Source organism: Streptomyces sp. NPDC048603, from assembly GCF_043199475.1.
Classification (GTDB): domain Bacteria; phylum Actinomycetota; class Actinomycetes; order Streptomycetales; family Streptomycetaceae; genus Streptomyces.
Map to the genome: position 1 here is coordinate 525,722 of NZ_JBICVY010000005.1, position 25,060 is coordinate 550,781.

The window sequence follows — 25,060 nt, forward strand, 5'->3', positions numbered from 1 at the left end:
CGGGGTTGGCTATGCGCTGGAGAGGCTGGCCGCTCTCGGGGCGGATCACGGACTGTGTCGACATCAGCGACCGGGCCAACCGGCGCGTACCGTCGGCGCTCACCGGCCGACCGAGGGCTCGGTCCAGGTGCAGGGGATGGTCGGCGATGAGCAGCTCGCTGGCTGCCGAGCAGGCTCGTGCGTCCGCTCCGTACCGGGTTCCGTCGCTCGGCAGGCGCAGCCGGGTGTCTCTTCGAACCCGTCCTGGAGCAGGATCCGCCGGGCGGCGGCGTTGTAGCCGGTGGTGGTGATCTCGCCGGTGATGGTGTGCCGGATCGTCATGAACGGCTCTGCTGGTGCTTCGGGCAAGGCGGATCTCCTATCGGTGGTGGCGGGAAAGCGGTGTGGCGGTCAGGCCGGGGAGGGGTACGCCGTCGTCACCTGGCTCGTCTGGCAGCCGAAAAATGGGCGCCGAGGGCGGGTACGGGCACGGACGCGACCCGGGAGGCGTTCGCGCGGTGCTGCAGAGGTCGGGCGGCGGCGGCCCGGGCGATGCGGGCCAGCCGTTCGGCTGCGGAGTTCGCTCGGACCGGGGAGTTCAGCGGGGCGGTTTCCGCTGGGTCGAGGGAGAGGTCCGCGTGCACAGTGAACCCATGTCGGCGGAGGTCATGGACGGTCTGCCGGGCCCTGCGCCGCAAGTCGCGGTCGGGATGGGTGAGCCGGTAGAGGTCCGGTCGGCCGGGGACGGGCTCGAACTGTTCGCGCTGCAGGTACCAGTCGGCGAGGTGGGGTGTGATGGCCGCGGTAGCGCGGGCCACGACCCCGTGCTCAGGGTGCAGCCCGAGGTGGAAGTGCGGTGGCATGACGTGTGTCCTGATGCGGGAGGAAGGGGTGAGAGACCCGGTCAGCGGGTACGGGGCGCACCCGTTGCCGGGGCGGGCAGAGCCTTGGCTGCGGCGGGAAGCGCGGTCCTGGCGTTGACAGCCTCTGGTCTGGGCGGGCGAAGTGCTCGTGCCTGCCGCAGCAGGGCCGGGGCATCTACTCGCCACCGTCGAACCTCCTCGGCTGAGGCTGACAGGAGCCGCGGGGGTGATGCGGCAAGCGGGGCCGGCCACATCGCCTGGGGCGCGGCGATGGGGAGCAATTTCCGCAGGCGGGCCAAGGCGGCGGCGTCCTCGGGAGGCATGCCTGTGACAGCGTCGATCCGGTTGAGGAGTTGTGCGGCGTGGGGCCGCAGGTGGCGGAACTCCCGGGCGGATTCGACGAGGTACTGGTCCGCAATGTGCGAAAGCGTGGGTTGGTCCAGAGGCGTTCCGTCGGTGTAGCGGCCGGACGCGTCGATCACAGCCCAGGTGCCATGTAGTTCTTCGAGCCTGGCCTGGCCTGCTTCGACAGCGGCCAGGAGCCGTTCGTGGACGGCCTGCTCGTACGCGGGCAGGAACGTGCCGGTGACCAGGCTGGCGGCGCGGGCGGTGTCGGACGGCAGCACGACTGCCCTCGGGGCGTGCGGGTCGGCGTAGTTGTCGTCGAAGGGGGTACTCGCGAATGAGCCGAGCAGGTACTCGTGGGCGCTGCCGGGCCGTTCGACCAGGAGGAGCTCGATGCCCGCGCTGCTGGTGAGCTCGGCACCGTACGGGATGCGGGCGTGCTCCACGGAGGCGATGAGTTCGCCCGCGTCCCACAGGAGGGGGACGAGGTCTTCCTGCCACACCGGGTGGGCGTAGACCTCGACCTTCACCGTCCACTCCCCAGGCACGCCGTTGGCAAGCGCGGCGGCGTAATCACCGAGGTAAGGGCGGGGGCCGCCGAAGAGGTGGACACGGTGCCGGCGCGCGGTATCGGCGAGTGCGAGCAGGATCGGGGCGGCGGTGTCGACGTCGCGCAGGGCGTAGGTGCCGTCGGGGCGTTGCTTGAATCCGGGTGTGAGCTGCAGGGCGGTGTTGGCCCACCGGTACTGCTCGCCAAGGGGGACGACGACAAGGCCGTCGGCCGGGCTGAGGGCGAGGATGATCTGTGCCAGGCCCTTGGATGGGCTCTTCGTACGGTCGTCCATGCTCACGTCCGGCTGGTGACGGCGTTACGCAGGCCGTGTCCGAACCCGTGGGCATGGCGGCGGGCGGCTAGCTCCAGCTCCTCGTACTGCTCGCCGCGGGTCATCTGCCCGTCGTGCTTGCGGTACCGGTAGACGGGCAGCCGGAGAAGCACGCCGGGGGCCAGCGCGGTGACGCCGACGGCGGCCATGTAGTCCTCGCCCTGGACGAGGCCGCCCATGCCGCCGGCTGCCCGGACCAGGTGGGTGCGGGCCAGGATGGTCGTCGGCCCGATGGGGATGGTGTCCTGCGGCCGGGGCCAGTACGTGACCACGTCGCCGGCGGCGTGGTAGCCGGGCGGGGTCGGGCATTCCCACAGGCGCGTGGAGCCGTCGGGCAGCCAGTCCTCGCTCCATCCGGCGACCCACCCGAGCTCGTTGGTGAAGGTCTCCAGGCGTACGCCCAGGCTCCAGTCGGGGAAGACGTCATCGTCGTCGGCCCAGTTCACGAACTCGGTGTGCACCTCGTTCAGGCCGAGGTTTCGGGCGCAGGCAGCGCCGACCGGTCGGGGCAGGGCGAGGGTCCGGATGCGCGGGTCGGCGGTGATCGTGGCCGGCACGAGGGCGGGGTCGGCGCCGTCGAGGACGAGGACGGCTTCCCAGGGCACGGTCTGCCGGGTGAGGCTGGCGTGCATCTCCTGCAGGTAGGGCAGGCGTTCGGGGTGGAGCTGGGTGGCGATGACGACGGTGATCTGCGGGGCGGACAGAGGGCTCTCCGGAGTGCGGTTCATGGGTGGGTCGGTCAGCGGGTGATCCGGGATCGGGTGGCTCCGGGCGCGGGTGCCGGGGCGACCGGCTTGGTGATCTTCAGCGGGGTGTCGGGGGCCTGGACGGGCGCGGGCCGGGTCGGGTCCCACAGGGAGGGGGTGCCGGAGATCCGGGAGAGGGAGTCGGTGTCCCAGGGCACGATGGGGCCGAGGTCGTACCAGGTCAGGGCGATGACCTCGATGCCGTGGTTGTGTAGGACGTAGCCCCATTCCAGGCCCATTGCATCAGCGTTGGCGTCGGTGACCGGGATCGGCTTCGCGGGGGTGCCGTCCGCGTTGAAGACGTTGTCGAAGGGTGCGCTCGGCCTGCGGTCGCCGTGCGGGTCGAGTTTCTCCCGGACGTTGTCGGGGGCCCGGTCCAGGAGGTCCATGCCGAGGTTCTTCCAGTCGTGGGGTCCGTCGATGAGGTGCCGGCGAAGGGCGTCGAGGTCGCCGCCGAAGCGGTAGCGGGCGGCGCCGAGCAGGAGGGGGAGCTGGTGATCGGGGTAGCCGTCGTAATGGCAGTAGATGCCCTCGTAGCCGTCTGACGGGGTGGGGCGGGCGATGAAGCTGCGGGTGCTGATGGCGGTTTCCTTCGTGCAGGTGGTCAGCGGGCGCGCGCGGAAGGGGCTGCGGGCAGGACGGGTACAGGCCGGGCCACGGCCGGCGGGCGAGGCGGAAGCGTGGCGCTGGGCGTGGCGTGACGCAGGTTCACGCCGATCCCGGCTGCGGCGAGCCGGAGTGCGACGGCCTGGAGGCGTAGGGCGCGGTCGGTCTCGCCGTAGGAGGCGGGGAGGAGGAACGCGGCCTGGTGGGGCGCGTACTGGAATCCGTGGACGTAGAGCACTTCCCTGGCTTCCTCCAGGACGTCCTCATACGGAGCTCCGAGCGCCCCGTCCTCGTACCAGGTCAGGGTGAGGGTCTGGTCGACCTGCGGCGGGGCCGTGCGGCGCGGGGGCTCGGGCCGCTCGACGAGGCTGCGCCGCACGGCGTCGCGGGCGGCTTCATAGCGGGGCAGCAGCCGCCGCGCGATGTGGGCGGCGGCCCGGACGGGATCGTTGGGCACCACGATCCCGCTGGGCTCCTCGATACCCACGAAGTGGTGGGGCTCGACGTCGGGGCACAACGGAGCGACGACGAACTGACCCGGCCGCAAAGGCCGGTCGGTGACGTAGAGGCGTTGGCCGTCCGGACCGTGGAGGATGGCCTCGTGGCCCAGGACGTACTGGCTGACGATGTACTCGACATGACCGCAGTCCCAGAGACGGTCGATGGTGGCGCACTGGCTTTCGAAGGTGAGGTGCTGCTGGTAGTCGCTCGTCCACTGCCCGGGGAGACGGGCGGCGAGCGCGGAGGCGAACAGGGACAGGTCGGCGCGTGCTGAGGGCATGGGTTCCCGGGTTGGTTGAACGTTTCTGTGGTCAGTGCATGCGGGCGTCGGTGTCGAAGAGCTGCAGCTCGGCGGGGTGCAGCTGGTGCTGGACCACGAAGCTTCGGCCGGCGACCTTCCACAGGCCGCGGCCACGGCTGAGGTGGGACAGGGCTGCGGTTTCGACGCTGGTCAGTCCGAGGAGTCCGGCGGCGGCGTGCAGCTGGTCGGTCTCCTGGCGGTAGATCACGCGGGTGCTGCAGTCGGCGAGCAACCCCTCGGCCAGTGCGCGGCTTTGGCTGCCGGCGTCGCCCGCGGTCAGCAGGTCGGACAGCCGGTGGATGACCATGGCGTTGGCGATGCCCAGGCCGCGGGAGAGCTTCCACTGGGCCTGCATGCGCATCAGGAGGGCCGGATGCCTCATCAACCTCCATGCCTCGTCGTAGATCACCCACCGCCGGCCGCCGTACGGGTCGGTGAGCGCGGCTTCCATCCAGGCCGAGGCGCAGGTCATGGCCAGGACCAGGGCGGTGTCGTCGCTGCCGCCGAGGCGGGAGAGGTCGATGGACAGCATCGGGCTGTACGGGTTGAAGGCGCTGGTGGAGGGCGCGTCGAACATCCCGGCCAGGTCTCCGAAGACCAAGCGGCGCATGGCATGGGCGAGGTCGCGGGCTGCCTCCCCGAGCCGTCCGGCCAGTAGGCCGCCGGCGAGGTCGAGGCCGGGCCCGTCGGCCAGGGCGTGGGCGATGTCGCCGAGCAGCGGGGGCCGGCCACTGGCCGCTGCCCGGGCGCAGGCGGCATCGAGTGCGACGTCGAGGACGGTGTGCTCCATGGGCAGAAGGTCCCGGCCCAGGACGGTGCGGGCCAGGGATCCGAGGAGCAGCAGGCGGCGTTTGCGGACCTCGCCTTCCCACTCCGCCTCCGGCACGGACGGCGGCCTCGGCGCCGCGTCCAGCGGATTCAGCCTGCCGGGCAGTCCCGGCCCCAGCGCGATGGACGTTCCGCCCAAGGCGGCGGCTACCCCGCTCCATTCACCCTTGGGGTCACACGGGACGTACACCCGGTAGCCGAAGGCGACGGACCGCAGGGCCAGGCTCTTGGCCAGGGCGCTCTTGCCCTGCCCGATTACCCCAGCGAGCAGCAGGTTGGGGTTGGTGAACCCCTCGACCTTTCCGTACAGGGAGAACGGGTCGAAGGTGAACGATCCTTCGGCGTGCAGGTCGCGGCCGATGTAGATGCCGTCGGCGCCGAGCCCGCCTTCGGCGAGGAACGGGTACGCGGCCGAGGCGACGGCGGTGGTCATCCGGTGGGCGGGGAGTTTGAGGCGGCTGCCGCGGGCGGACGCGGGTCCGGGACGTCCGGCGAGCGGGTAGACGGCGTCGGGGTAGGCCGCCTCGGTGGGCTGCTGCTCCGAGTCTGCGCCGGCGGCGATGCGGGCGCGGGCTTCGGCTCGGGCCGTCTGCTTGCGCAGGGCCCGGCGCTGGGCGCGGTCGATGTTGTGCGGGGTGAACAGGGGGGTCGCGCTGGCGCGGCGGTGGGACAACGGTGCTACTCGTTTCCGGGGCGGGGGTGTTCAGGACGCCGGGGCGGCGAGGTCGGCGGCCGTGGTCTTGCGCCGCACGGTGTGGGAGGCGGCCAGGTGGCGCTGGCAGATGGTCAGCACTGGCGGGCCTTCCGGAAGCCGCTCGGGGTGGCAGTCGCTGCCGCCCGGGGCCGTGGCGGGCAGCAGGTGGAACGCGGCGTGGACGGCGTCGGCTGCCTGCCAGAGGCGGGCGTGGGCGGTGGCCAGGTGGCGCCCGGAGGCGGGGCGCTCGGGCCGGGTGTGTTCAGCGATCTGGTCCAGCAGGCGGTGCAGGGCGGTGATGTGGGCGTGCAGGCTGTCGAGGTGGGGCCGGTCGGCGGGCGTCTGTGCGGTGAGGGTGCGCGTGTGGTGGCGCAGGCCGGCGGTGGCCGCCCGCAGATACGGGTGGGCGTCGCTCGTGGGGAGGGCGTCGCTGCGGTCGTCAGGTGACAAGGGCTTCTCGCGGGGGATGGACGCCAAGATGGCGGGCGGGTGGGTTAAAGGGTGTTGCGGGCCAGCGGGAGAGCGCCGGCGGTGAAGGCGTCCGTCTGCTGGTAGATCAGGCGCCGCAGGTCGACCTGGGCGCCGGCTGCAGCCGTTTCGATCTGTGCGCAGGCGGCGTCGAGGTGGGCGTCGGTGTCGGCGGAGACGGTGAGCAGCCCGGTCAGGGCGACGTCCGCGTGCCCGGAGATCAGCTGCTTCTCGCGGGTCTTGACGTCCGCGTACTCGACGGTGTCTGCCTCGGACTCCACCTGGCCGCGGCGCCGGCGCTCGGAAGCGTCCGCGATGATCGCGGCCTTACGGCGCTGGACGTCTCGCAGCGCGGAGTCGATCCCCTGAGGGGCGTAGATGAGGGAGAAGGTGCGCCGCACACCGGTGCTGAACATGATGTTGTGCAGGAATCCGGCGTGACTCTCGACCCGCGGCCAGTTCTCGATCCAGTACGTGGTGTGCCGGGCGGAGTCGGTGATCACCCGGTCGGTCTCCTCGACCTGGGCGACGGGGCCGGCCGCAGCCGGGTCGGCCTCGGCGCGGCCGGTGGAGGACCACTGCTGGAGGCGGGCGGTGGAGGCGGGGTCGTAGGCGGTGCGCAGCACGGCCGCGATCTCCCGCGGGCCCAGCCAGCCGGTGACGGCGAGACCGGCGGTGCGGGCGGCCTGGGCGACGGACGCGGTGGTCTGCGCCATGACGGTGAAGGCGCCGTCGAGTCCGCCGCCGGCCTGGCTGACCAGGCGCTTGGCGGCTTTGAGGTCCAGGGCGATGGCGAGGTACGCCTCGTGCGGGGCGGCGGCGGGCCCGGCGGATTCGAGGAGCGCGGAGTAGATCTGTCCGGCCACGGGGGCCTGGGGATTGCCGTGCTCGGCCCAGTGCCGGGCGAGGCTGTCGCCGGAGTCCGGCACCGTGCGTTCCAGGACCTGGACGGTGGCGACGTGCCCGGTGCGGGCGATGCCCGCGAGCGCCCGGCCCCACGCGGCGACGTTGCTGTTCTGGGTGCCAGGATCGAGCAGTGCGAAGGCGCGGGAGCTGACCTTGGCGACGGCGGTCAGAGTCTGCCGGTGGGGGTCGTGGACGGCGGCGGCGCCGGAGGCGGCCGTGGCCACGCGCAGCGACGCGGTTGTTCCGGGCAGGTGGAGCAGCCCTTCGACCCGGGGCCGGGAAACCGGCCGGGCCCGCCATACCGTCTGCCCGCTCCGGCGGCGCTGGGCGTAGCGGGCGACGAGGGGCGCCCAGTCGATCAAGGACCGGCCCTCCCGTCGTACTCCGACCAGGACGGCGGTGGTGATCCACAGGGGGGCCAGGACGACGGCGCCCACGAGGCCGGAGGTCACCACGGTGACCAGGAGGAGCGCGAGGGTCGAGGAGACGAGAACGAGCTGGGGCAGGCTCAGGCCCAGCAGGATGCCGCGCCGGGACCGGTGTGGGAACTTGACGGTGAGAGGGAGAACTTCGGAAGACAAGGTTCGCGTCCGGGTCGGGTCGGGCCGGGGCAGGGCACGCGGGAGGGCGGGCCCTGCCCCGGGTGGGGCGGGTGGGGTTACAGGCCGGTCGGCGAGCCGGACTGGGTGCTGTCACCAGCGGAGGGCGTTCCGTGCGCCGGAGGCATCGGATCGGACGGGGCGCTGCTGCTCCACTGGCCCTGCTGACCGCCGCCGCCCCAACTCGGCGGAGTGCTGTCCTGGCCGGAGCCCTGGCCCGCGTTGTTCTGGGTCTGCGGGGTGCCGGACTGTTCCATGAGGTCGCGGAAGCTGCCTCCGGAGCTGTCGCCGGAGTCGTCCTTGTCCATGCTCATTCCGCTGGTGGGATTGGCGGCGATGTCGCCGGGGAAGCCTCCGCCGCCTGCGGCCTGGGTGCCGCCCGCGGCCCCGGCGCCGGCCGCCGCGCCGCCGGTGCCCGCAGTGGCTGCTGCCGAAGCGGCCTTGCGTCCGGCGTTTTCGGCGTGCTGGCGGGCCATCTGGGCTCCTGCGCCACCGGCTCGGTGAATCGATTCGCCGTCCGTGCCTTCGCTCGCCCAGTGGACGAACTTGAACACCATGTACGGGCAGAGCAGCACCAGGAGCATGATCACCATGCCTGCGGCCATGTCGGCGAGGGCGGCGACGCCGTCCTTGGCTTCGGTCTTGCTCATGGCCGCGATGCCGAGCACGAAGATGATCGTCATCAACAGCTTCGACACCACGAGGGTTGCGGTGGCTTCGATCCAGCCGCGACGCCAGCGGCGGGCGACCTCCCAGCCGCCGCCGGCCCCCGCGAAGACCGCGAGGGTCACCAAGATCAGGATGCCGACCTTGCGGACCATCATCACGCCCCAGAAGAGAAACAAGCCGATCGCGCTCGCGCAGGCGGCGACGACGGCGACGAGCCAGCCCATGCCCGCGATGGCGCCGATCTGGGAGATTTTGACGAGGCGCCGCACGGCCGTGGACATGTCGGTCCCCGATGCCTTGAACAGCCCGTCGCTCAAGGCGTCGATGACTTCGAGGGCCACCGTGGTGAAGGCGATGGCGCAGAACGCGAACAGCACGCCGGAGGCCGTGCCGGTGACGGCCTGGGTCAGGGCCTGGCCGTCGCGTTTGATGGCGGCGCGTACGAGCTGGGCGCAGAAGGTCGCGACCAGCACGAGCAGACCGATGGGCAGGATCGTCTCGTAGTTGTCGCGGAACCAGCCGGCACCCAGGTCGATGTCGGTGGTCCGGTTGATGGCCTTCGCGGCGAGGTCGGCCGCAGCGGCGGCGAGGTCGCCGGCACTCTTCGCCATCCAGTCCCCGATGGCGCCGACGGGATCGGAGGCGAAGTCGATCACGTCGCCGACCGTGCAGAGTTTGCCGGCGACGGGCAGGTCACAGAAGCCCACGCGGGCGTCCTTTCGGGGAGAGGGGAAGGGCTACGGGGCGACGCGCGGGGATACGGCGACCAGGCGGCAGTCCTTGCCGGGTCGGCACTGGACGGCGAGGGTGATCTGGCGGTCCTCGGCACCGCCCCCGCCGCCGTTCCAGGCGAGCTGTGTCTTGCCGCGCACGGTGACGGCGTAGATGTACGCCTCGGTGATCGCCTGTGGGTTCTCGGCCAGGGCCTGCTTGAACGCCGAGGGGAAGTGCGCCTCGTAGGTGGTGGCGCTGGCGTGCTGGGCGTTGTCTTTCAGCCGGGACCACAGGAGCGGGTCCGGGATCTGGGCCTGGACGGAGTCCCAGTCCGCGTACGCGGTCTCGCCGGTCATCCAGGTGTGCATGCCGGCGAGCTGGTCGTCGCGGCTGGTGGTGGTGCGGGCGTCGAAGGTCCACAGCATCACCGCGCTGGCCCGGGCGAAGGCCAGTGGGTCGGCGATCGGTGGGGGCCCTGCGACCTTGGACCCTCCCGGGGGCGGCTTCGGCACGGGAGCGGAGGTGCTCTTCGGCGATGCGGAGGACCCGGTGTGTGGCGCGGAAGCGTTGCCGCTCTGGCCGCGGCCGGTCCACCAGGCCACGGCTCCAGTCAGTACGAGCAGCGCGGCCAGGATGCCAGCGGCGAGCATGATGCGCCGGGGCGGCTGCCAGCCGATGCCGAGAGCGTCGAGGGAACGTTTCCTCATCAGTGGACCTGCGAGCCGAGGGCGCTGAAGAAGGCCACGATTCCGTTGGCCGCGCCCAGGCCGAGGGCGGCGCCGGCGCTCACGACCGCGCCCTTCTTGCCGTTGGCTTCGGCCTGGTGGCCGCCGGAGTGGTGGCCCCAGGCCCACACGCCGAGGCTGACGGCGAGCGCGCCGACCACCGCGACGATGCCGAAGAGGTTGATCGAGTTGACGACGGTGCGCAGGACTTCGAGTCCGGGCAGGCCGCCGCCCTTGGGCGAGACCCCCGGATCGTAGGCAAGCAGAGTGAAGCGTTCGGACAGGGGTGGGGTGAGGTGGACGGGGGAGATGGTGGTGCGCTCCTTGCATGCGCAGGACACGGCGGGCCCTGCCGGGGAACAGGAAGAAAGGGGGATGGGGAGGGGGCGCTCTGCGGCGCGAAGGTGGTCCGGTCCGCCCGGCGCATCAAGGGCCGGCCGGGCGGACCGGGCGGACCGGTGTCACGGGAGACGGCGTGCGCTGTTGGCGGCGAAGTCAGCGAGGGTGGCGAAGCGGACTGGTTTTCCGGTGCGCGGGGCCTCGATGACGTAGCCATGGCCGACGTAGATGCCGACGTGCTCGGGGACTGCGACGGTGCCGCGGCTGAACACCAGGTCGCCGGGGCGAAGTTGGTTCAGCGGGACGGCGTTGCCTTCTTTGACCTGGGTGTATGTGGTCCGGGTCAGGGTGATCCCGGCCTTCTTGTACGCCTGCTGGGTCAGAGAGCTGCAGTCGCACCGGCCCATGGGGTCCGGGCCGTGGGGTGCGAGACAGGAGCCGCCCCACTGGTAGAGGGTGCCGAGCTGGTTCATGGCCCACGTGATGGCCGTCTTGGCACGGGGATCGGCGTCGGCGGGGATCGAGTACCCCTTGGGGACGGCCCCTTCGGGGATCGGCCCGGAGCCGCTGCCGTCTTCGCCCGGAGTGCACGGGTCGGTGGCCGGGATGCCGGGGTTCTGGCCGCCGGCGGGCGGCTGTGCGCCCCTGAGCGTCGGGGCGATGGCCTGCTGCAGGGCTCGGGCGAGGGGTTCCCACTGGGCGTACGCGTCGGGGAAGCCGCTCAGCTGGACGGCCTGCGCGGCCTGCGTGATCGTCATCTGCTGCCAGCCGGGGACCTTGAGCAGGCCCTGGTAGAACTTCGTGCTGGCGTAGACGGGGTCGCGGACCTGGGCGGCAGTGCCCCACCCCTGGCTGGGCCGCTGCTGGAACAAGCCCAGCGAGTCGCGGTCGCCGTAGCCGAGGTTGCGCAGCCGGCTCTCCTGGATGGCGGTGGCCAGGGCGACGACCTGGCCGCGCTCGGGTACTTCGAGCGTGACGCCGGTGGCGACGATGGTGCGGGCGTGCGGTATCTGCTCGTCGGGCAGGTCAAGGCCGTCGACGTGGACCTTCTGGGCGCCGGATCCGCCGAGAACGGCGGTGACTTGGCGTCGTACGGCTTCGGTGTCGACCGACTTGGTGAAGCAGGAGGTGCCCTGGTCCGAGGAGTCGCTCGCGGCGGCGGCGAGGACGGCGGTGCCGGCCACCAGGAAGGGGGTGAGGCAGAGCGCGCCGATCGCGGCGGCGATGCCTTTCACTCCCGGGCGGCCTCCGGTCGGCGGGCCGCGGGGATGTCACGTGGGGATGGGGAGGGACGGGTCACGGGGAGGTCCTCGGGGGTGGGCCCCGGCCGCACGGTGCGAAAAGGGGAAGGGCCGTGCGGCCGGAGCGGTGGAGGCGGGCTGGGGGCCCGGCCTGGGTGCGTGTTGCCTCACGCACCCGGCGGGACGGGGGAGTTACGGGCGGAACATGGGCGTGCCTCCAGGAAGGTGCAGGGATCGGCCCGCAGCGGCGGGCTGGTGAAGAAGGGGGATGCGGGGGCGTTTTACGGGCGGAACATCAGCGAACTCCTGGAGCGGGTGCCGGGGCCGGGGAGGGCCGTGGGGGGTTTGGGCGTGCCGGGTGGGCGTTGCCTCGCGCACCGGGGCAGTGGGGGTTACGGGCGGAACATCAGGGGGACCTCCTCGTCCTGCGGAGTGGCGTGGGATGCGGGCGAGGTCAGCAGGGGCGGTACATGGGCGCTCTCCGATTCAGGGGCTGCAGCGGGCGGGGGGCGACGGGGCGGCGGTGATGGCCGCGTGCGGGGTCACGGACGGAACACAGGGGCCTCCTGCGGGAAAGGGAAAGCGGGGGAAGGGGTACGCCATCGGCGGTGTCCGCCGGGCAGTGACACGACAGTAAGCCCGAATCCCCGGTCACCGAAATCGCCGCCGAAATCCGCGAGATTCCGGGCTTCATGTCCCGCGATGCTTCCCAACCGGGGATCGTGACCTACAGTTTGGGCCTCCCCGCGCGCCACCGGCTTGTACTGCCGTGGCCCTCTGCGCGGTCCGGAGCTCTTCCACCCGCATCCCTCATCGAATTGGGGTCCCCTTTTGTCGTTTTCCCTCCACCAGGGCGACGCGCTGACCGTGCTCGCGACACTGCCCGACGGCTGCGCCGACTCGGTCATCACCGACCCGCCGTACAACTCCGGCGGCCGGACGGCGAAGGAGCGCACGAGCCGATCCGCCCGCCAGAAGTACGTCTCCGCGGACGCCCAGCACGCCCTGCCGGACTTCACCGGCGAGAACATGGACCAGCGCTCGTACACGCTGTGGCTGACGCAGATCATGACCGAGGCCCACCGGGTGACGAAGCCTGGCGGCACGGGGCTGCTGTTCACCGACTGGCGCCAGCTGCCGGCCACGACGGATGCCTTCCAGGCGGCCGGATGGCTGTGGCTGGGCCTTCTGGCCTGGCATAAGCCGCAGGCCAGGCCGCAGAAGGGCAAGTTCCGCCAGGACACCGAGTACATCGTCTGGGGTGCGAAGGGCAAGATCGACGCCGCCGCGAACCCGGTCTACCTGCCGGGGATGTTCAGCGCCTCGCAGCCCTCGGGCAAGGCACGCCGGCACATCACGCAGAAGCCCGTCGAGGTGATGCGGCAGCTGGTGAAGATCGCCCCGCCGGGCGGCACCGTGCTCGACTTCTGCGCCGGATCGGGCAGCACCGGGGTCGCAGCCCTCCTGGAAGGGCGGAGCTTCATCGGTATCGAGAAGACCAGCCAGTACGCGGCCGTCGCCTCCGAACGGCTCACCGACACCCTCCATCAGGTGCATTCCCAGGACGATTTCGACCTGACCTCCTGACCGGGCCGCATCACCGGCCGGATTGCGGCGGGGTGGAATATAGCGGCAGATCCCCGGTTTCCGAAACCGGGGATTCTCCGGACCATCGGAGCCACTGAATCCACGGCCCCGGCTGCAAGGAGAACCCTTTTCGTGTCCGAATCTGCTGAGCCCCGCCATGGCGGGGAAATGGAGCCGGTCCGTCTGCCGGAAGGCGACCTCGAATCGATCGAGGCGTCGGTGCGCAAGCTCCTGGACCAGTCGGCCGAGCAGGCCCGCCTGATCGACACGCTGGCCTCCGCCCCGCCGGCCGACCCGATGACCGCGAGCATGCCCTTCGCGGGATTCCCCGGCATGCCCTCGTACGCCGCCCCCACCCTGCCGCCGGACCCCAAGCCGATCCTGGAACTGGAGGGCGAGGAGTTCGAGGACGAGTTGGCCGCGCTCACCGACTGGGTGGACGACCACCTCATGGACGTCTACGGCGCCGAGGTCACCACCGCCGCACCCTGGTGCGACCAGTGGCAAGAGCACCTCGACGTGGTCGCGTGGCTGCATGCGCTGTGGTTGGCCTACCAGCAGCACAAGGACCCCGAGGCCGGCCTCAGCGGCATGGCCGTGTGGCACCGGGACTACCTCACCCACTGCCTGGCCTACGTCCGCGCCCCCGGCGGCCCCCTCAGCGCCTGCCAGACCGACCCGGAGCGCCCGGAACACCGCCTGCTGCGCGGCCCGGGTCCGTCCGCGAAGTCCGCCGCCCGCGATGCCGAAGCCCAGCAGGCCGACGCCGGACCTGCGCCGGTCGGGGCCGCCACGTGACACACCCACCGCAGCCTCCGGCGGCGTTCGGGCTGTCCTTCCACCCCGAGGCCCTGAACGACTTGCTTGCCGCCCCGGGCGACATGCGAGACCTGGGGCTCGCCCTCATTCAAGACGTGGTCCGCGCCGAGGTCAGGGGCGGCAAGCTGACCGGGGAGCTGTCCGGGTACCGCAAGCTCTACCTCGGCTCCCGCGCCGAGTGGCGCATCGTCTACGCCCACCGCCCGGCCCCGCCCGGGTCCAGCCACCCCACCGACATCCACGTCGTCGCCGTACGCCCTCGCGCCAAGCACGACATCTACGACACCGTCCGGGCCCGCGTAGGCCGCCCCCGCCCGGCGGCCGGGCTCCGCGCGCACGCAGCTCGCTCCCTCTCACCGCAAGTCCGGCCGCGCCCTGCGCTCACGCCGACACCTGTACCTCCGGCCCCGGCGTTCCCGGTACCCGGACTTCCCGTGCCCGCCCGCATCACCACGACTTCCCCGAAGGGTCCTTCGCGATGACCAACCTCATGGCCCAGTCCTCCCCCCTGCTCCAGGCTCTGATGACGACCCTCCTCGAGCCCCGCCCGGCGCCGCACCCGCGCCACCAGGCCCTGCTGGACGCTCACGAACGCCAGCTGGAAGTGGAGGCGGAACTGAGCGCCTGGGCCGGCCGACCGCAGCCCACCACTCCCGCCGCTCAGGACCAGGAGCTCGACGATCTGAGCAATCTGCTCGTCGAGCATGCCAAGGCGGGCCGGCAGGTCTCGCAGCTCCTGGGCGCAGACAGCTGCTGCCCTCCGTGCACCGACTTCGAGCAGCCGCCGACCGTCCTCAGCCGCCCCGCCCGGGACGCGGTCTCAGCCTTCAGGGCCCCGTGCATCCTGGCCGCCTGCCTGGACGTCTTCGCCTTCCACGGCAGCCCGGACGCGGTGTCCTCCGCCGACCTAGTCGCGGAGCTGCGCACCCTGCCCGGCATCGCCGAGGGCCGCTGGGCGTACGCCGACCTCACCCAGACCCGCCTGGCCGCCCTGCTGCGCCCCTACGAGGTGGCCAGCCGCGACATCACCCACGGCGACGGCCGGCGCCGCAAGTCCTACCGCCGATCGGCCCTTCTGGCCGCCATTCCGGCCGACTGCGACTGCCTGCCGTCGTGACCGCCCGCGAATCCCCGACGACCGCTCTGGACGCCGCCATCGAGCACGTCGTCGGCGACCTGAGCGTCCTGCACCACGACCACCTCCGTGGGCTGCTCCTGCCCGAGCGAGCCGCACTCGCCGCTGCACACCGGGAACTGGTGACCGCCGAGGACGCGGTCACCTACCACCGCAACGCACTGAAGCGCCTGTCCTCCGGCAGCTACCCCGTGGACACCCCGCTCCTGGACCGCCTGCGCCGGACCCTGCACGACCTCGCTCAGGCCACGGCCACCCGCGACCGGCTGCAGGAAGGCGTCGGTGCCGCCCTGGAGGCGGTCAAAGCCGCCATCCCCGCCGCCGCCCCCGCCGACGACGAGCTGACGCCCCGCGACTTCGCCGCGCTCCTGTCGCTCGCCGGCGGCGGCACGATGCGCGAACACCTCCTCACCCACCGGGTCTCGGTCCGCACCGTCCAAAGCCGCCTGATCGAACTTCCGGTGTTCCAGCGCCTGGAAGCCCACGGGCTGGTTACTCGGGACACATCCCGGGCCCTGACCGTCGGCCAGCCGGTCACCCTGACCGAGACCGGCCGGACCGCGCTGCTCGGCACCCGGCGCCCACCGGCCATGGCCACCTCCGTGCCTGCCCGCCCGGCCGGAGCCTGGCCGTCACCAGCCCGACAGCACTGACCGCAAGGCGCCCGCGGTATGTCCTCTCCCGCCTGCAGAAAGCAGCACGCCACACGTGTCCCTTCACGAACCCGACTACGAACTCGACGGCTTCGAGCCCGCTGACGACGAGCACGAACAGCAGCACGACCATCTCGACAGCTCGGACTACAAGGTGCTCGGCGAGCACCGCATGGACACCGACAGCTACTTCGTGCTCCTCGACGAGGGAGCCACCTGGGGCATCCCGGGAAGCCCGCAGCTCAGGGCCGTTCACGTCTCCCGTGACCTGAGCGCCCGCACCTTCGAGGTCGATTCCAAGGAACTCCCGCTGTACGCGATGGCCCAGTCGTACCTGATAGCCCGCGGCTGCCCCGCCGACGCGCTCAGCCCGCAGGAGGGTGTGCACGACCGCGCCGACGACATGACCCGGGCCCTGGAGGCGCGCGTCCGCGGCGACGGTGACCACTTCGCCCTGCTGGCCAGCTACACCGCCGACATGCGCGATCCCGTGGAGACGGTCGTGATGCTGCGCTCCCTTGACCCCCAGGCGGTGCCGGAGTTCCGGATCCTGCTGGAGCGGTTCGACTGGGACTCCAACACCCACACCCTGCGGGAAGGCGGGTTCGAGACGTACGACGCCGCGGTCGATTGGTGGGAGGCGTGGTCGGACGAGGAGGCTCCGGCGCTGCCGCCGCCGGCTCCGACCGTACGCCGCAGCCCGGCCCGCACCGCCCCGGCGACACCCGTGCCGCAGACATCTCGACGGCCACACAGCCGCTGAACACGACCGCCCCTCGGACCGCTTCGGCGGATCGGCGGCGCGCAATATAGCGGCGAAGTCCCGGTTTCGGAAACCGGGGATTCTCCGGACCCTTTGCAACACCACCGCCCCGCTGAGGGCGGTCACTTCCTGTTGTCCTGCCTGGTCTGGAGCCATCCGCTGTGTGTCACACACCCGCGTTCATCACCGCCACCGTCCTGAGCGGCGATCCATCCCGTTCCACCGCCACCGCGGTACTCCGGCCCCTCACGCCCCGTATGGCTCGGCGGGCCGAGCCGGTGCTCGCCGTCGCCGTCCGTGCCCGTGCCGACGGCGACTCCACGGCCGTCGGAGTGCTGCGGCGCGGGGAGCCGTTCACGGCTTCGGTGACCGACGGCGCCTGGCGGCACGTCACCACCGCCTCGGGCATTACCGGCTGGGTAGACGACGGTGACCTCGCCCTGGATGACGGCCTTCGCCCGAACTGACCCGCCCGTACGTTCCCTTCTCCCAGGAGCCCCCTTTCGTGTCCGACATCCCCGACGTCTTCGACGGCGACGTGCTCGGCCTGTTCGCCGCCCGGATCGAGGCCCAGTTCGGCCTCGCCATGAGCGAGCTGACCCAGGCCGTCCACGCCGCACCCCAGGCTCATCCCGGCGCCACCCAGGCGGTCCACTGGTACGGGCTGCTCTCCCAGGCCCAGCAGGTGCTGGAGACGGCCGAGGACACCCTGGTCGCGGCGCTGGAGACAGCGGTGGGGGATCAGCTGGACGACCCGGTGATGGAGCTGGCCCACCGGGTGAACCACGCTGTTGCCGCCCGCGACGGCCGGGCCATGACGCTCCGGTTCCTCCTGCAGGCCCCTGCCGAGACGGCCCGCATCCAGCAGCGCTTCGGGCCCCGGGTGACGACCACGCTGCCCACCCCCGTTCCGGCACAGCCAGCGCGGATCCGGGGCGGTACGCGATGAGCGACGGACGCCGGCCCAGCACCCAGGACGCCCGCCTGGAAGGCGTGTTCGGCGGGCCACTGGACGAACTCCACGAGCGCGCGGTCAGCCCCGGAGCCTCACCCGCCCTGGTGCGGGCCCTGGAGCTGCGTGTCTTCCTCGCCCTGGCCGAGGCACAGGTCGTACGGGTTCGTGACCGCGTTCACGCGGCGATGGCCCCCGACACGGAGCTGGACTCGCTGAGTTCCGATGCACTGCGGTTCGACGCCGAGTGGACGGAGGCGGCGCTGGCAGCACGCAGCGGCTACCGGACCGCCCTGGACAAGCTGCTCGCCGCGATGCCACCGCCAGCAGTCCGCCCCCTCGCCGCCCCTGCCCCGATCCGGCCGGTAGCCGTCAGCAGCAGTCTCCCGCCGGTCCGTGCAGGAGCCGGAGGCGGAGCGGCAGCCCGGGGAGGCTGAGTGCCTGATCCGTACGCTGCCTCCCGCGCGGCGGGCGAGCGGATCGAAGCCCTCTACGGCCGCCCGGTTGCCGAACTCGCGGCGGACCCCGTGCCCGGCAGCATGCGGTACGCCCTGCTCAACAGCTTCGACGCCCTGCAGTATGCCGACCGCGCCGTCACCTTCCACGCCGAGCAGCTCCACCGGCTGACTCACCCCGACCGCGCGATCGAATCCGTGGACGTCGGCCACATCGCCGACGCCACCCGCCGCCTGGCCCACGCCGTCACCGTCCGCGACTCCCACGCTCAGGTCCTCGGCGACGTGCTGAACAGCCTGGTCCGCGTCACCGACGTCACGCCCCAGGCATCCGCCGAGCCCCAGGCCCTGGCCGTCGTACCGGCGCAGCCTCCGGCCGCGCCCACCGAGCCCGCCCGCTCGCGTTGACACCCCTTTCTTCTTCTCGACCATCCCGTCTGTCTGGAGTTCCCGCCTTGGCTGCTGCCCGCTTGCCCTCGACTGACCTGCCCCGCGTTGCCGAGGCGCTGGAGATGATCGCGCCGCGCTGGAGCGTGTGGGTGCTGATGACACTGGCCTCCCAGCCCGGCCCGCTGCGCTACACCAAGCTCAAGGAGCAGCTGCCGTGGCTCGGTGACGGCCAGCTCCACCCCCGTCTGCGGGCGCTGTCCGAGGCCGGGCTCGTCGAACGTACCGCTCAGACCCGGCTGCACGTCACGTACGGCCTGACCGCCCGCGGCCGGGAGCTGATGCCGTCCTTGACCGCCCTGGCGGCCTGGGGTGACGCGCACTTGGAGAAGAACCTCGTTCTCAACCGCGTGACCGGGCGGACCGAACCGGAGCGGATCCCGGCCGCGCAGAACGCTGAGGACACCCTCGCTGTGATCGGTCACCGGCACGCCACCGTGCTGCTGTGGACCCTCAAGGCCCGCGGGACCACGACCATGGCCGCGCTCTCCGCCGAGGCGATGGCCGACCACAGCCCCAGCGCGATCTACTCGCCGATCCGTCGGCTCATCGACGACGGCATCGTCTCCGTCTCCCGCGATGACGTCGCCTCCCTGCAGCTGACCGCGCCGGGCCAGGCCCTCGCCCCGATCTACCGGGCCCTTTCGACGTGGGGCACCGCCCGCCCGCTCCCGGACGCCGAGACCCACCCCGTGTGGGGCACGCCCCGCCTCCCGGCCGCCGCTCGCTCCGGGCAGTGGGCAGCCCACCAGGCCCGAAAGACCAGTCAGGCCGTCGCCGTGCGCCAGCCCCCGGCCCCCGCCCCGGCCACCTCCTGGCGGCCCGGCGAGCTGTTCTCCGCAGCCACCACCGGACCGAGCCGATGAACCCCCACCCCTCCCTGCCACCTTCCGGCCGCCCGCCGCCGGTGCCCCCTTCGCTCCCAGCGCCCGGCGCTGAGCCCTGACGGAAAGCCCGCCCGTTGACCGCTCGCTCGACCGCAACGGCTCCCTCGGCTACGTACGGGGCCGTACTGGGCAGCCGGTACGTGGCCCGCCTGCTGGGCGGCACCCTGATCGGGCGCCTGCCCAACGGAATGGTCCCCGTCTCGCTGGTCTTGTGGATCACTGCGGGCGGCGGGTCGCTTGCCTTCGCCGGATTCCTCGCCGCGATCTACGGCCTGGCCTCGGGCCTTTCGCAGCCGGTCAAGGGCCGCCTGATGGACAAGTACGGGCAGACCCGCGTCTCCGTTCCGGCCGTCCTGCTCAACTCCTCCTGCCTGGTGGCGCTTCCGTGGATCGGGGCGGACGGACAGCCGGCGGCCGTGACCGCGGTCGTGGGGTTCGCGGGGATGATCACCCCACCGCTGGAGGCCGGCCTTCGCGCGTTGTGGCCGACGGTCCTGCCTGATGCGGGGCGGCGTCGCGTCGTGCAGGCCCTCGACACCGGTTCCCAAGGGCTCCTCTACATCGTGGGCCCCCTGCTCGCCTCGTGGCTGGCGACCGCACACAACCCCGACATCGCCCTGTGGGCCACCGCGGCCCTGGGGCTCGTGGGATCGGCCATCGTCCTGAGCACCGGCCCTTCGCGATACTGGCGCCCGGCCGCAGAGGGGCCTTCGGGCACCGGACGGCTGATGAGCACGGGCCTGGTCCTGCTGTTCACCGCACTGGCGGGCACCGGGTTCGCGCTCGGCGCGATGAACGTCTGGGCCGCGGACATGGCCGCCATGTACCAGATGGCCACGCTCTCCGGGGTACTGCCAGCCGCGTTCTCCACCGGCAGTTTCCTGGGCGGCCTGGTCTACGCCCGCAGGACGTGGCCTGGCACCACAACCACCCAGCTGATCACAACCAGCACCCTGTTCCTTCTCGGCTGGCTGCCTCTGCTGGCCGATCCCGGCCCCCGGGCGGCCGTCGCCCTCGCCGGGATACCGGGGCTGTTCCTCACCTTGATCATCACCAATGGCTTCCACACGGTGGACGCCCTGGCCCCCGCCTCCCGCACCACCGAGGCGTATGCCTGGCTGATCCTGGCGGTCGGCACGGGACAGGCCGCCGGCACCGCACTCGCCGGAGCCCTCTCGCACAGCCCGCAGGCCCTCGCCGCCCTGCCCGCAGCCGGTGCCGCCACCGCGCTGACCGTGCTGATCGTCGCCCGCCCCAAGCTCGGCCCCGGCCGTCGCCTGGGCCGCCACCGGCGCCCGCGCCGCTCCCGGCCCGCCCCGGTCCCGCACGACGCATTCCCCGCGCCGGTCCACGGCCCCGGCCACTAACGGCCGTTGGCACCCGACCCGACGGCCAGCACCCCGACGGTCCGGCCCCCGAACGTATCCGTCCCACCCTCCCGGAAACATGATGCCTCCCAAGCACGCCGCCCTGCGGCCACCCACCGGCCGACACGTCCGCGTCCCCGCATTCGGGCCCGTCCGCGGCGTCTACGTCCCGCGCACCGCCGATGCCGGAGCCTTCGCCATGAGCACGTACGGCATCCCACTCCTGGTCCTGGCCGTCACCGACTCGGGCACTCTGACCGGGATCGCCTTCATGCTCGAATGGGTGCCCCGCCTCGGCGCGTTCGCCCTCGCCGGCGCCGCCGTGGACCGCTTCGGCAGCACCCGTATCCTGCGCATCGCCTCGGTCCTGCGCGCACTCGTCGTCCTGGCCGCCGCCGCCGTGCTCCCCACCGTCGGCGGCACCGCCGCAATCGCCACGGTCATGCTGCTCGCCGCGCTGACCGGCGTCCTCACCGAGTTCTCCTACATCGCGGCCGAGACTGCAGGCGGCGCCGCCAGCCGGGACGCCGGAGGCCACGCCCACCGCGTCCAGGCCGTCCTGCTGGGCATCGACCAGGGCGCCACGCTGGCCGGCCCGGCCCTGGCCGGTGTCCTGCTGCAATACACCGGTGCCACCGGCATGCTCCTGACCATCGCGGCCTGCTCCCTGCTCGGCGCGGCCCTGGCCCCGCGCCAGCGCCCCGCCTGGCCCCAGGACGCCCCGGTCCCCGTAGCCCAGGGACTCCAGATCGGATGGCGGACCCTGCGCTCGCTGCCCGCGCTGGGCTGGCTGTGCGTCGGACTGGTGCTGTCCAACACCGCGATCGGCCTCGTGCAGGCCGCCGGTCCCGTCCTGGTCATCCAGCAGCTCGGAGGCACCAGCAGCCAGGTCGGCCTCGTGTGGTCCGCCGCCGCCGTCGCCTCCCTGGCCATGGTCGCCCTCGCCCGGTTCGCGATCGACCGGGCCGGTCTGTGGCCGGTCGGCGCCACCGCAGCAGCCCTCGCCTCCTTGGCCTGCCTGGCCCTGGCCGCCGCCGACACCTACACCACCTTCCTGGTCCTGGTGGCGCTGCTGATGGCCGGCGAGGCGGGCATGACCGTGGTGCTGCGCACCCTGCGCACCCACCTCGTCCCCGCCGAGGTGTTCGGCAGCACCCTCAGCCTGATCATCCTCCTGCTCCTCGCGCCGTTCCCCCTTGCCGGAGCCCTGGTCGCGCTCACCCCGCCCGACCTGCTCGGCCACGCCATCACCGCCTGCGCTGTCCTGCAGGCCGCCGGCCTGGCCGTGTCCTTCGCGAAACTCCGCACCCACCCGGCCACCCGCCGCCCACTCCCCGCCTGACCGCCACCGCCACCAACCCCTCGAAAAGGACCACGATGCCCGCGACCTCCGACGCTCCCCAGCCGCAGCAGCGACGCCTCCGCCTGCGCGAAGTCGCCGAACTCGACGACACGGCGTTCTCCGACTACCTGCAGGACCGCTTCGATCACCTGGTGACGGCCGCGATAGCCGACGCCGCCGGCTACCTCCGCCCCTCCCAGCACGACCTCCTCCACGCTCCCGCCCGCCTCCACGACCTGCGCGACGCGCTCACCTTCGCCGAGGGCGACCTCCAGGTCTCCGTCGAGCGGATGACCTACCGCCAAGACCCGCGCGCCGCCCGCACCTCCCGCCAGCTGCGCCAGGTACGCACCGCCCTCCACCAGGTCCACCGGGAAACTGCCACCCTGCGCCGAGCCGAGAACCGTAGCCGCGACGCTGCCGCGGGGACGGGGCCCACCGATACGGTCACCACCGCCCGAGGCTGGCTCGCCCACGCCTACCCTGCCCGCTTCACCCAGCTCCTCGCCCAGGCCCACGCCGCCGCCGGACTGCCTGTACGCCCGCTCGCCAGGGACATCTTCGACACGATCGAGGAAGGCTGGGCCGACGGCCACCTCACGGCCCCCAGCACCCCGGGCGTAGAGCGGCTGCTGGCCAGGGGAGTTGTGGCCTTCCGCAGTACCGTCGCCGACGACGCCCGCGACCAGAACGACCGCGACCCCGCGCTGCGCCACCCGCTGATGCAGCGGCGCTGGAACACGGCACTGGACGAACTCGCCGCCCTGACCGTGCCGGTGGCCCGCGCCTCCAGCCCCTCTGCCCTGGGGTCCCTGCCCAGCGACTTCGCCGACCTGCCCGAACAGGACGCCTTCAAGATCCTCAACGCCCGCCGGTTCCTGGTCGCCATCTGGCAGCGCCGCGCCGAACACACCCGCCTGATCCACCAGTACGCGGGCACCGTCACCGACCGGCGCCGCACCGCTCCCGACCACGACCTGCGATCCCAGGCCCTGGACGCAGCCCTCGACCGCCTCGTCGCCGAGCAGCCGGCCGCCGCTGCCCGCATCCTGGCCCGGCTCCGCCCGTACGCCAGCGCGGACGGCAGGCTCGAGGAAGACGCCTTCACCCCGGCCCTGCGCGCCCAGGCCAAGCGCGAGGTCCTCGCCGACCTGGCCGCCATCCGCAAGCCCGACGTCGCCCTGCCCTCCGCGATCGCGCCCCGCCCGGCCCCCGCCGCTGCCCTCGCAGCCCGCTGACCGCCATCCCTTCCGCCCTGGAGACGCCCTTGCCCGCACCCGCCCCCCGAACCACCGCCACTCCCGTGGACGGCGACGTTCACGTCACGCCCCGATACCTGGCCGGGTCACCCGGCTACGGCGATGCCGGATTCGCGCCCGTCGCGCACTGGCCCCACCACCACCTCGACGAAGGCCCGCACCAGCTCGTCGTGACCAGCCCGGACCACCGCATCCGCATCGGCTGGGCCGGAGACGACTACGACCTGTGGACCATCAGCGCCGCGCCGGACGCCGTCTCCGGACCTCAGCGGACCGCGATCGTCAACCAGAACACCCCGCCCGAGCTCGTCGCGGCCCTGACCGCCGCGCTCGCCCGGGACTGGGCTGACGGCCAGGACCGCTTCCTCGCGGCCCCGTCGCCGTACTGGGCCGACAGCGTTGCACCGCTGGTCGCGGCCGGCTGGGAGCACACGGGCGCCGAGCTCGGCACCGTGGAGCTGGCAGCCCCCGACGGCGACGCCGGGGTCTACATCAACCGCTCGCGCCGCGACCTGGAGGACGGGACGCAGCTGTGGGCCGGCCCGCCGGGCTGGGGCACTCGCGCGGAGATCACCTTCAGCCCCCATACGCCTTCCCACCTCATCGCCGCCACGGCGGCAGCCTTCACCGATCCGACCCCGGCGGCCCGCTGGCGCGAGAGCCTCCACCCCGAGCTCGCCGCCCGCGCCAGCCTCGCGCCCGTCGTACCGCCCCGCCCGCCGGTGCCCACTCCCCGAGACCTCCGCCCCCGCCTCGGGGTCCGCCCGCCCGTCCCCGTCGGCAGCGTGCCGCGCTGGAGCACCGCGACCACACCCTCCGCCGCCCTGCCCGCCCGCCCCGCCGCCCGGCGCTGAACCCGACCAACGAGGAAGCCCCGTGGCCCTGTTCACTGAGCAGCTGTTCGCTGACCACCTCACGCTGCCGTACCCGGAGGCCGCCGTCGTCGGTGACGCCTACTACGCCGCCCCCGTGCCGGACCTCCCGCTGCGGCTGCGTATCGACTTCGCCCCCACGATCCGCGTCGGGCGCTACGACGGGCTGCGCCTCCAGGTCGTACACATGGAACACGGCCGGCTCGACACCGCCGTGCTGTCCTTCGCCGACTACGGCGCCTTCGAGGTCCGCGACCGACGCCTCGGCAGGCTGCCCACCCATGACGGGTACGGCTCGTTCACCGACTGGAACCGCAGCGAGCACGCGCCCTGGGTCGGTATTGACGTCACCCGGCTTCGAGCCGCGATCGACCAGTACGTACGCCTGTGGATCCCCGGCGCCCCGCCGGTACGCACCGGACCGCCCCCTTTCACGGCTCCGGCGCCGCAGGCCAGGACCTCCCCGGCCCGGACACGGTAAACGGCCCTCGCCCGCCGGTCCCTGGCCCCCGCCGACACTCCAGTGCCCGCAGCCCTCATTCCCTTCTTCACCGACAGGACCTCTTCCCCCATATGAGCCTTCGCCTCGCCCGACCCGCTCACCTGGCCGTCGCCGTCGCCGCGCTCGCCGCGGGCACCCTGCTGCCCGCGCAGGCCGTGGCTGCACCGGACGCCCCCGCGGTACTGGGCCCCGGCTACACCATCCCGGACTCCGAGGGGCACGCGGCCTCCAGCCACATCGGCGCCTACGGCCCGCCCGGCCCGGCCGTCCACGGCGACACCGAGACCTACTGCGCCGACCCCGAACGCAAGGGCCCGGCCGACGCCGGAGGCTACGCCGACCCGCAGCCGGTCCCGACCTGGACGTCATCGGTGACCGGGAAGCCCGTCACCAAGGAGAACCTGGCACAGGCCGCATACGTGATCGGCAAGTACGGGCAGACCCGCGACAACGCCCAGGCCGCCGCAGTCGACGCCGTGGTGTACGAGTACCTGGCCGGCGGCACATACGCCCTCGACGGCGACCGCGGCAAGCAGCGCCTGGCCTACCCGATCGTCTCCCCGACCGCCCGCACCCTCGCCCAGGGCTACATCGCCGAGGCCAAGAAGCTCG

At 72.5% G+C, this 25,060-nt stretch carries 30 protein-coding genes; 17 read left to right on the top strand and 13 right to left on the bottom strand.

The window, feature by feature from the left end:
* Positions 1 to 99 precede the first annotated feature (99 nt).
* The 5 genes from ACGFQ9_RS15165 to ACGFQ9_RS15185 form a co-directional block, all read right to left on the bottom strand.
* Positions 100 to 321, bottom strand: a complete 222-nt coding sequence (locus ACGFQ9_RS15165) for a hypothetical protein (RefSeq protein ID WP_393574307.1) — start codon at positions 319 to 321, stop codon at positions 100 to 102.
* Between the two features lie 95 nt (positions 322 to 416).
* On the bottom strand, positions 417 to 842 hold the full coding sequence (locus ACGFQ9_RS15170; protein ID WP_393574213.1) for a hypothetical protein: 426 nt from the start codon (positions 840 to 842) through the stop codon (positions 417 to 419).
* A gap of 41 nt (positions 843 to 883) precedes the next feature.
* Entirely contained in the window at positions 884 to 2,032 is a 1,149-nt protein-coding gene (locus tag ACGFQ9_RS15175; protein ID WP_393574214.1) for a hypothetical protein, read from the bottom strand.
* A 2-nt stretch (positions 2,033 to 2,034) separates the two neighbouring features.
* A complete protein-coding gene (locus ACGFQ9_RS15180; protein ID WP_393574215.1) occupies positions 2,035 to 2,799 on the bottom strand; it encodes a glycosyltransferase family 2 protein in 765 nt (254 codons plus the stop codon).
* An 11-nt stretch (positions 2,800 to 2,810) separates the two neighbouring features.
* Positions 2,811 to 3,206 carry a hypothetical protein gene (locus tag ACGFQ9_RS15185; protein ID WP_393574216.1) on the bottom strand — a complete coding sequence of 132 codons (396 nt, stop codon included), beginning with the start codon at positions 3,204 to 3,206 and terminating at the stop codon, positions 2,811 to 2,813.
* A gap of 18 nt (positions 3,207 to 3,224) precedes the next feature.
* Between ACGFQ9_RS15185 and ACGFQ9_RS15190 the strand changes: the two genes are divergently transcribed.
* On the top strand, positions 3,225 to 3,362 hold the full coding sequence (locus ACGFQ9_RS15190) for a hypothetical protein (RefSeq protein ID WP_393574217.1): 138 nt from the start codon (positions 3,225 to 3,227) through the stop codon (positions 3,360 to 3,362).
* 59 nt (positions 3,363 to 3,421) lie between these two features.
* On the opposite strand, the gene ACGFQ9_RS15195 is transcribed toward ACGFQ9_RS15190, so the two are convergent.
* The 8 genes from ACGFQ9_RS15195 to ACGFQ9_RS15230 all read right to left on the bottom strand — a co-directional run bounded on the left by ACGFQ9_RS15195 (position 3,422) and on the right by ACGFQ9_RS15230 (position 11,402).
* Positions 3,422 to 4,204: a hypothetical protein gene (locus ACGFQ9_RS15195; RefSeq protein ID WP_393574218.1), complete on the bottom strand. Its 783-nt coding sequence runs from the start codon at positions 4,202 to 4,204 to the stop codon at positions 3,422 to 3,424.
* Positions 4,205 to 4,235: 31 nt separating this feature from the next.
* On the bottom strand, positions 4,236 to 5,726 hold the full coding sequence (locus ACGFQ9_RS15200; RefSeq protein ID WP_393574219.1) for an ATP-binding protein: 1,491 nt from the start codon (positions 5,724 to 5,726) through the stop codon (positions 4,236 to 4,238).
* Between the two features lie 30 nt (positions 5,727 to 5,756).
* Positions 5,757 to 6,197 (bottom strand): DUF6238 family protein, encoded by a 441-nt coding sequence (locus ACGFQ9_RS15205; protein WP_393574220.1) that lies wholly within the window; start codon positions 6,195 to 6,197, stop codon positions 5,757 to 5,759.
* Positions 6,198 to 6,241: 44 nt separating this feature from the next.
* Positions 6,242 to 7,702, bottom strand: a complete 1,461-nt coding sequence (locus ACGFQ9_RS15210) for an SCO6880 family protein (protein WP_393574221.1) — start codon at positions 7,700 to 7,702, stop codon at positions 6,242 to 6,244.
* Between the two features lie 77 nt (positions 7,703 to 7,779).
* A complete protein-coding gene (locus ACGFQ9_RS15215; RefSeq protein ID WP_393574222.1) occupies positions 7,780 to 9,096 on the bottom strand; it encodes an ATP-binding protein in 1,317 nt (438 codons plus the stop codon).
* 30 nt (positions 9,097 to 9,126) lie between these two features.
* The gene (locus tag ACGFQ9_RS15220; protein WP_393574223.1) at positions 9,127 to 9,810 is read right to left on the bottom strand and encodes a hypothetical protein; all 684 of its coding nucleotides are present in this window, start codon (positions 9,808 to 9,810) and stop codon (positions 9,127 to 9,129) included.
* Complete coding sequence (locus ACGFQ9_RS15225) at positions 9,810 to 10,112, bottom strand: DUF6112 family protein (protein WP_376146060.1); 303 nt, start codon at positions 10,110 to 10,112, stop codon at positions 9,810 to 9,812. The genes ACGFQ9_RS15220 and ACGFQ9_RS15225 overlap by 1 nt, the downstream gene beginning before the upstream one ends.
* 177 nt (positions 10,113 to 10,289) lie before the next feature.
* On the bottom strand, positions 10,290 to 11,402 hold the full coding sequence (locus ACGFQ9_RS15230; RefSeq protein WP_393574224.1) for a C40 family peptidase: 1,113 nt from the start codon (positions 11,400 to 11,402) through the stop codon (positions 10,290 to 10,292).
* An 837-nt stretch (positions 11,403 to 12,239) separates the two neighbouring features.
* On the opposite strand from ACGFQ9_RS15230, the gene ACGFQ9_RS15235 reads away from it, so the two are divergent.
* From ACGFQ9_RS15235 to ACGFQ9_RS15310, 16 genes are all read left to right on the top strand, one after another.
* A complete protein-coding gene (locus ACGFQ9_RS15235; protein WP_393574225.1) occupies positions 12,240 to 12,995 on the top strand; it encodes a DNA-methyltransferase in 756 nt (251 codons plus the stop codon).
* Between the two features lie 168 nt (positions 12,996 to 13,163).
* On the top strand, positions 13,164 to 13,793 hold the full coding sequence (locus ACGFQ9_RS15240; RefSeq protein ID WP_393574308.1) for a DUF4913 domain-containing protein: 630 nt from the start codon (positions 13,164 to 13,166) through the stop codon (positions 13,791 to 13,793).
* Positions 13,790 to 14,296, top strand: coding sequence for a hypothetical protein (locus tag ACGFQ9_RS15245; RefSeq protein WP_393574226.1), 507 nt, complete (start codon positions 13,790 to 13,792; stop codon positions 14,294 to 14,296). The genes ACGFQ9_RS15240 and ACGFQ9_RS15245 overlap by 4 nt, the downstream gene beginning before the upstream one ends.
* Complete coding sequence (locus ACGFQ9_RS15250) at positions 14,293 to 14,931, top strand: DUF3631 domain-containing protein (RefSeq protein WP_393574227.1); 639 nt, start codon at positions 14,293 to 14,295, stop codon at positions 14,929 to 14,931. Before ACGFQ9_RS15245 ends, ACGFQ9_RS15250 begins: the two co-directional genes overlap by 4 nt.
* Positions 14,928 to 15,602 carry a hypothetical protein gene (locus ACGFQ9_RS15255; protein WP_393574228.1) on the top strand — a complete coding sequence of 225 codons (675 nt, stop codon included), beginning with the start codon at positions 14,928 to 14,930 and terminating at the stop codon, positions 15,600 to 15,602. Before ACGFQ9_RS15250 ends, ACGFQ9_RS15255 begins: the two co-directional genes overlap by 4 nt.
* A 55-nt stretch (positions 15,603 to 15,657) precedes the next feature.
* Entirely contained in the window at positions 15,658 to 16,365 is a 708-nt protein-coding gene (locus ACGFQ9_RS15260; protein ID WP_393574229.1) for a hypothetical protein, read from the top strand.
* Positions 16,366 to 16,526: 161 nt separating this feature from the next.
* Positions 16,527 to 16,832, top strand: a complete 306-nt coding sequence (locus ACGFQ9_RS15265) for an SH3 domain-containing protein (RefSeq protein ID WP_393574230.1) — start codon at positions 16,527 to 16,529, stop codon at positions 16,830 to 16,832.
* Between the two features lie 38 nt (positions 16,833 to 16,870).
* A complete protein-coding gene (locus tag ACGFQ9_RS15270) occupies positions 16,871 to 17,314 on the top strand; it encodes a hypothetical protein (protein WP_393574231.1) in 444 nt (147 codons plus the stop codon).
* Positions 17,311 to 17,754 (top strand): hypothetical protein, encoded by a 444-nt coding sequence (locus ACGFQ9_RS15275; protein ID WP_393574232.1) that lies wholly within the window; start codon positions 17,311 to 17,313, stop codon positions 17,752 to 17,754. Before ACGFQ9_RS15270 ends, ACGFQ9_RS15275 begins: the two co-directional genes overlap by 4 nt.
* A complete protein-coding gene (locus ACGFQ9_RS15280; protein WP_393574233.1) occupies positions 17,755 to 18,180 on the top strand; it encodes a hypothetical protein in 426 nt (141 codons plus the stop codon).
* 62 nt (positions 18,181 to 18,242) lie between these two features.
* Entirely contained in the window at positions 18,243 to 19,085 is an 843-nt protein-coding gene (locus ACGFQ9_RS15285) for a winged helix-turn-helix transcriptional regulator (RefSeq protein WP_393574234.1), read from the top strand.
* 95 nt (positions 19,086 to 19,180) lie between these two features.
* Positions 19,181 to 20,473 carry an MFS transporter gene (locus ACGFQ9_RS15290; RefSeq protein ID WP_393574235.1) on the top strand — a complete coding sequence of 431 codons (1,293 nt, stop codon included), beginning with the start codon at positions 19,181 to 19,183 and terminating at the stop codon, positions 20,471 to 20,473.
* 79 nt (positions 20,474 to 20,552) lie between these two features.
* The gene (locus tag ACGFQ9_RS15295; RefSeq protein ID WP_393574236.1) at positions 20,553 to 21,815 is read left to right on the top strand and encodes an MFS transporter; all 1,263 of its coding nucleotides are present in this window, start codon (positions 20,553 to 20,555) and stop codon (positions 21,813 to 21,815) included.
* Positions 21,816 to 21,850: 35 nt separating this feature from the next.
* Positions 21,851 to 23,053, top strand: coding sequence for a hypothetical protein (locus ACGFQ9_RS15300; RefSeq protein WP_393574237.1), 1,203 nt, complete (start codon positions 21,851 to 21,853; stop codon positions 23,051 to 23,053).
* A 65-nt stretch (positions 23,054 to 23,118) separates the two neighbouring features.
* Entirely contained in the window at positions 23,119 to 23,928 is an 810-nt protein-coding gene (locus tag ACGFQ9_RS15305; RefSeq protein WP_393574238.1) for a DUF317 domain-containing protein, read from the top strand.
* Positions 23,929 to 23,950: 22 nt separating this feature from the next.
* Positions 23,951 to 24,427, top strand: a complete 477-nt coding sequence (locus ACGFQ9_RS15310; protein ID WP_393574239.1) for a hypothetical protein — start codon at positions 23,951 to 23,953, stop codon at positions 24,425 to 24,427.
* The last annotated feature ends 633 nt before the right edge of the window (positions 24,428 to 25,060 follow it).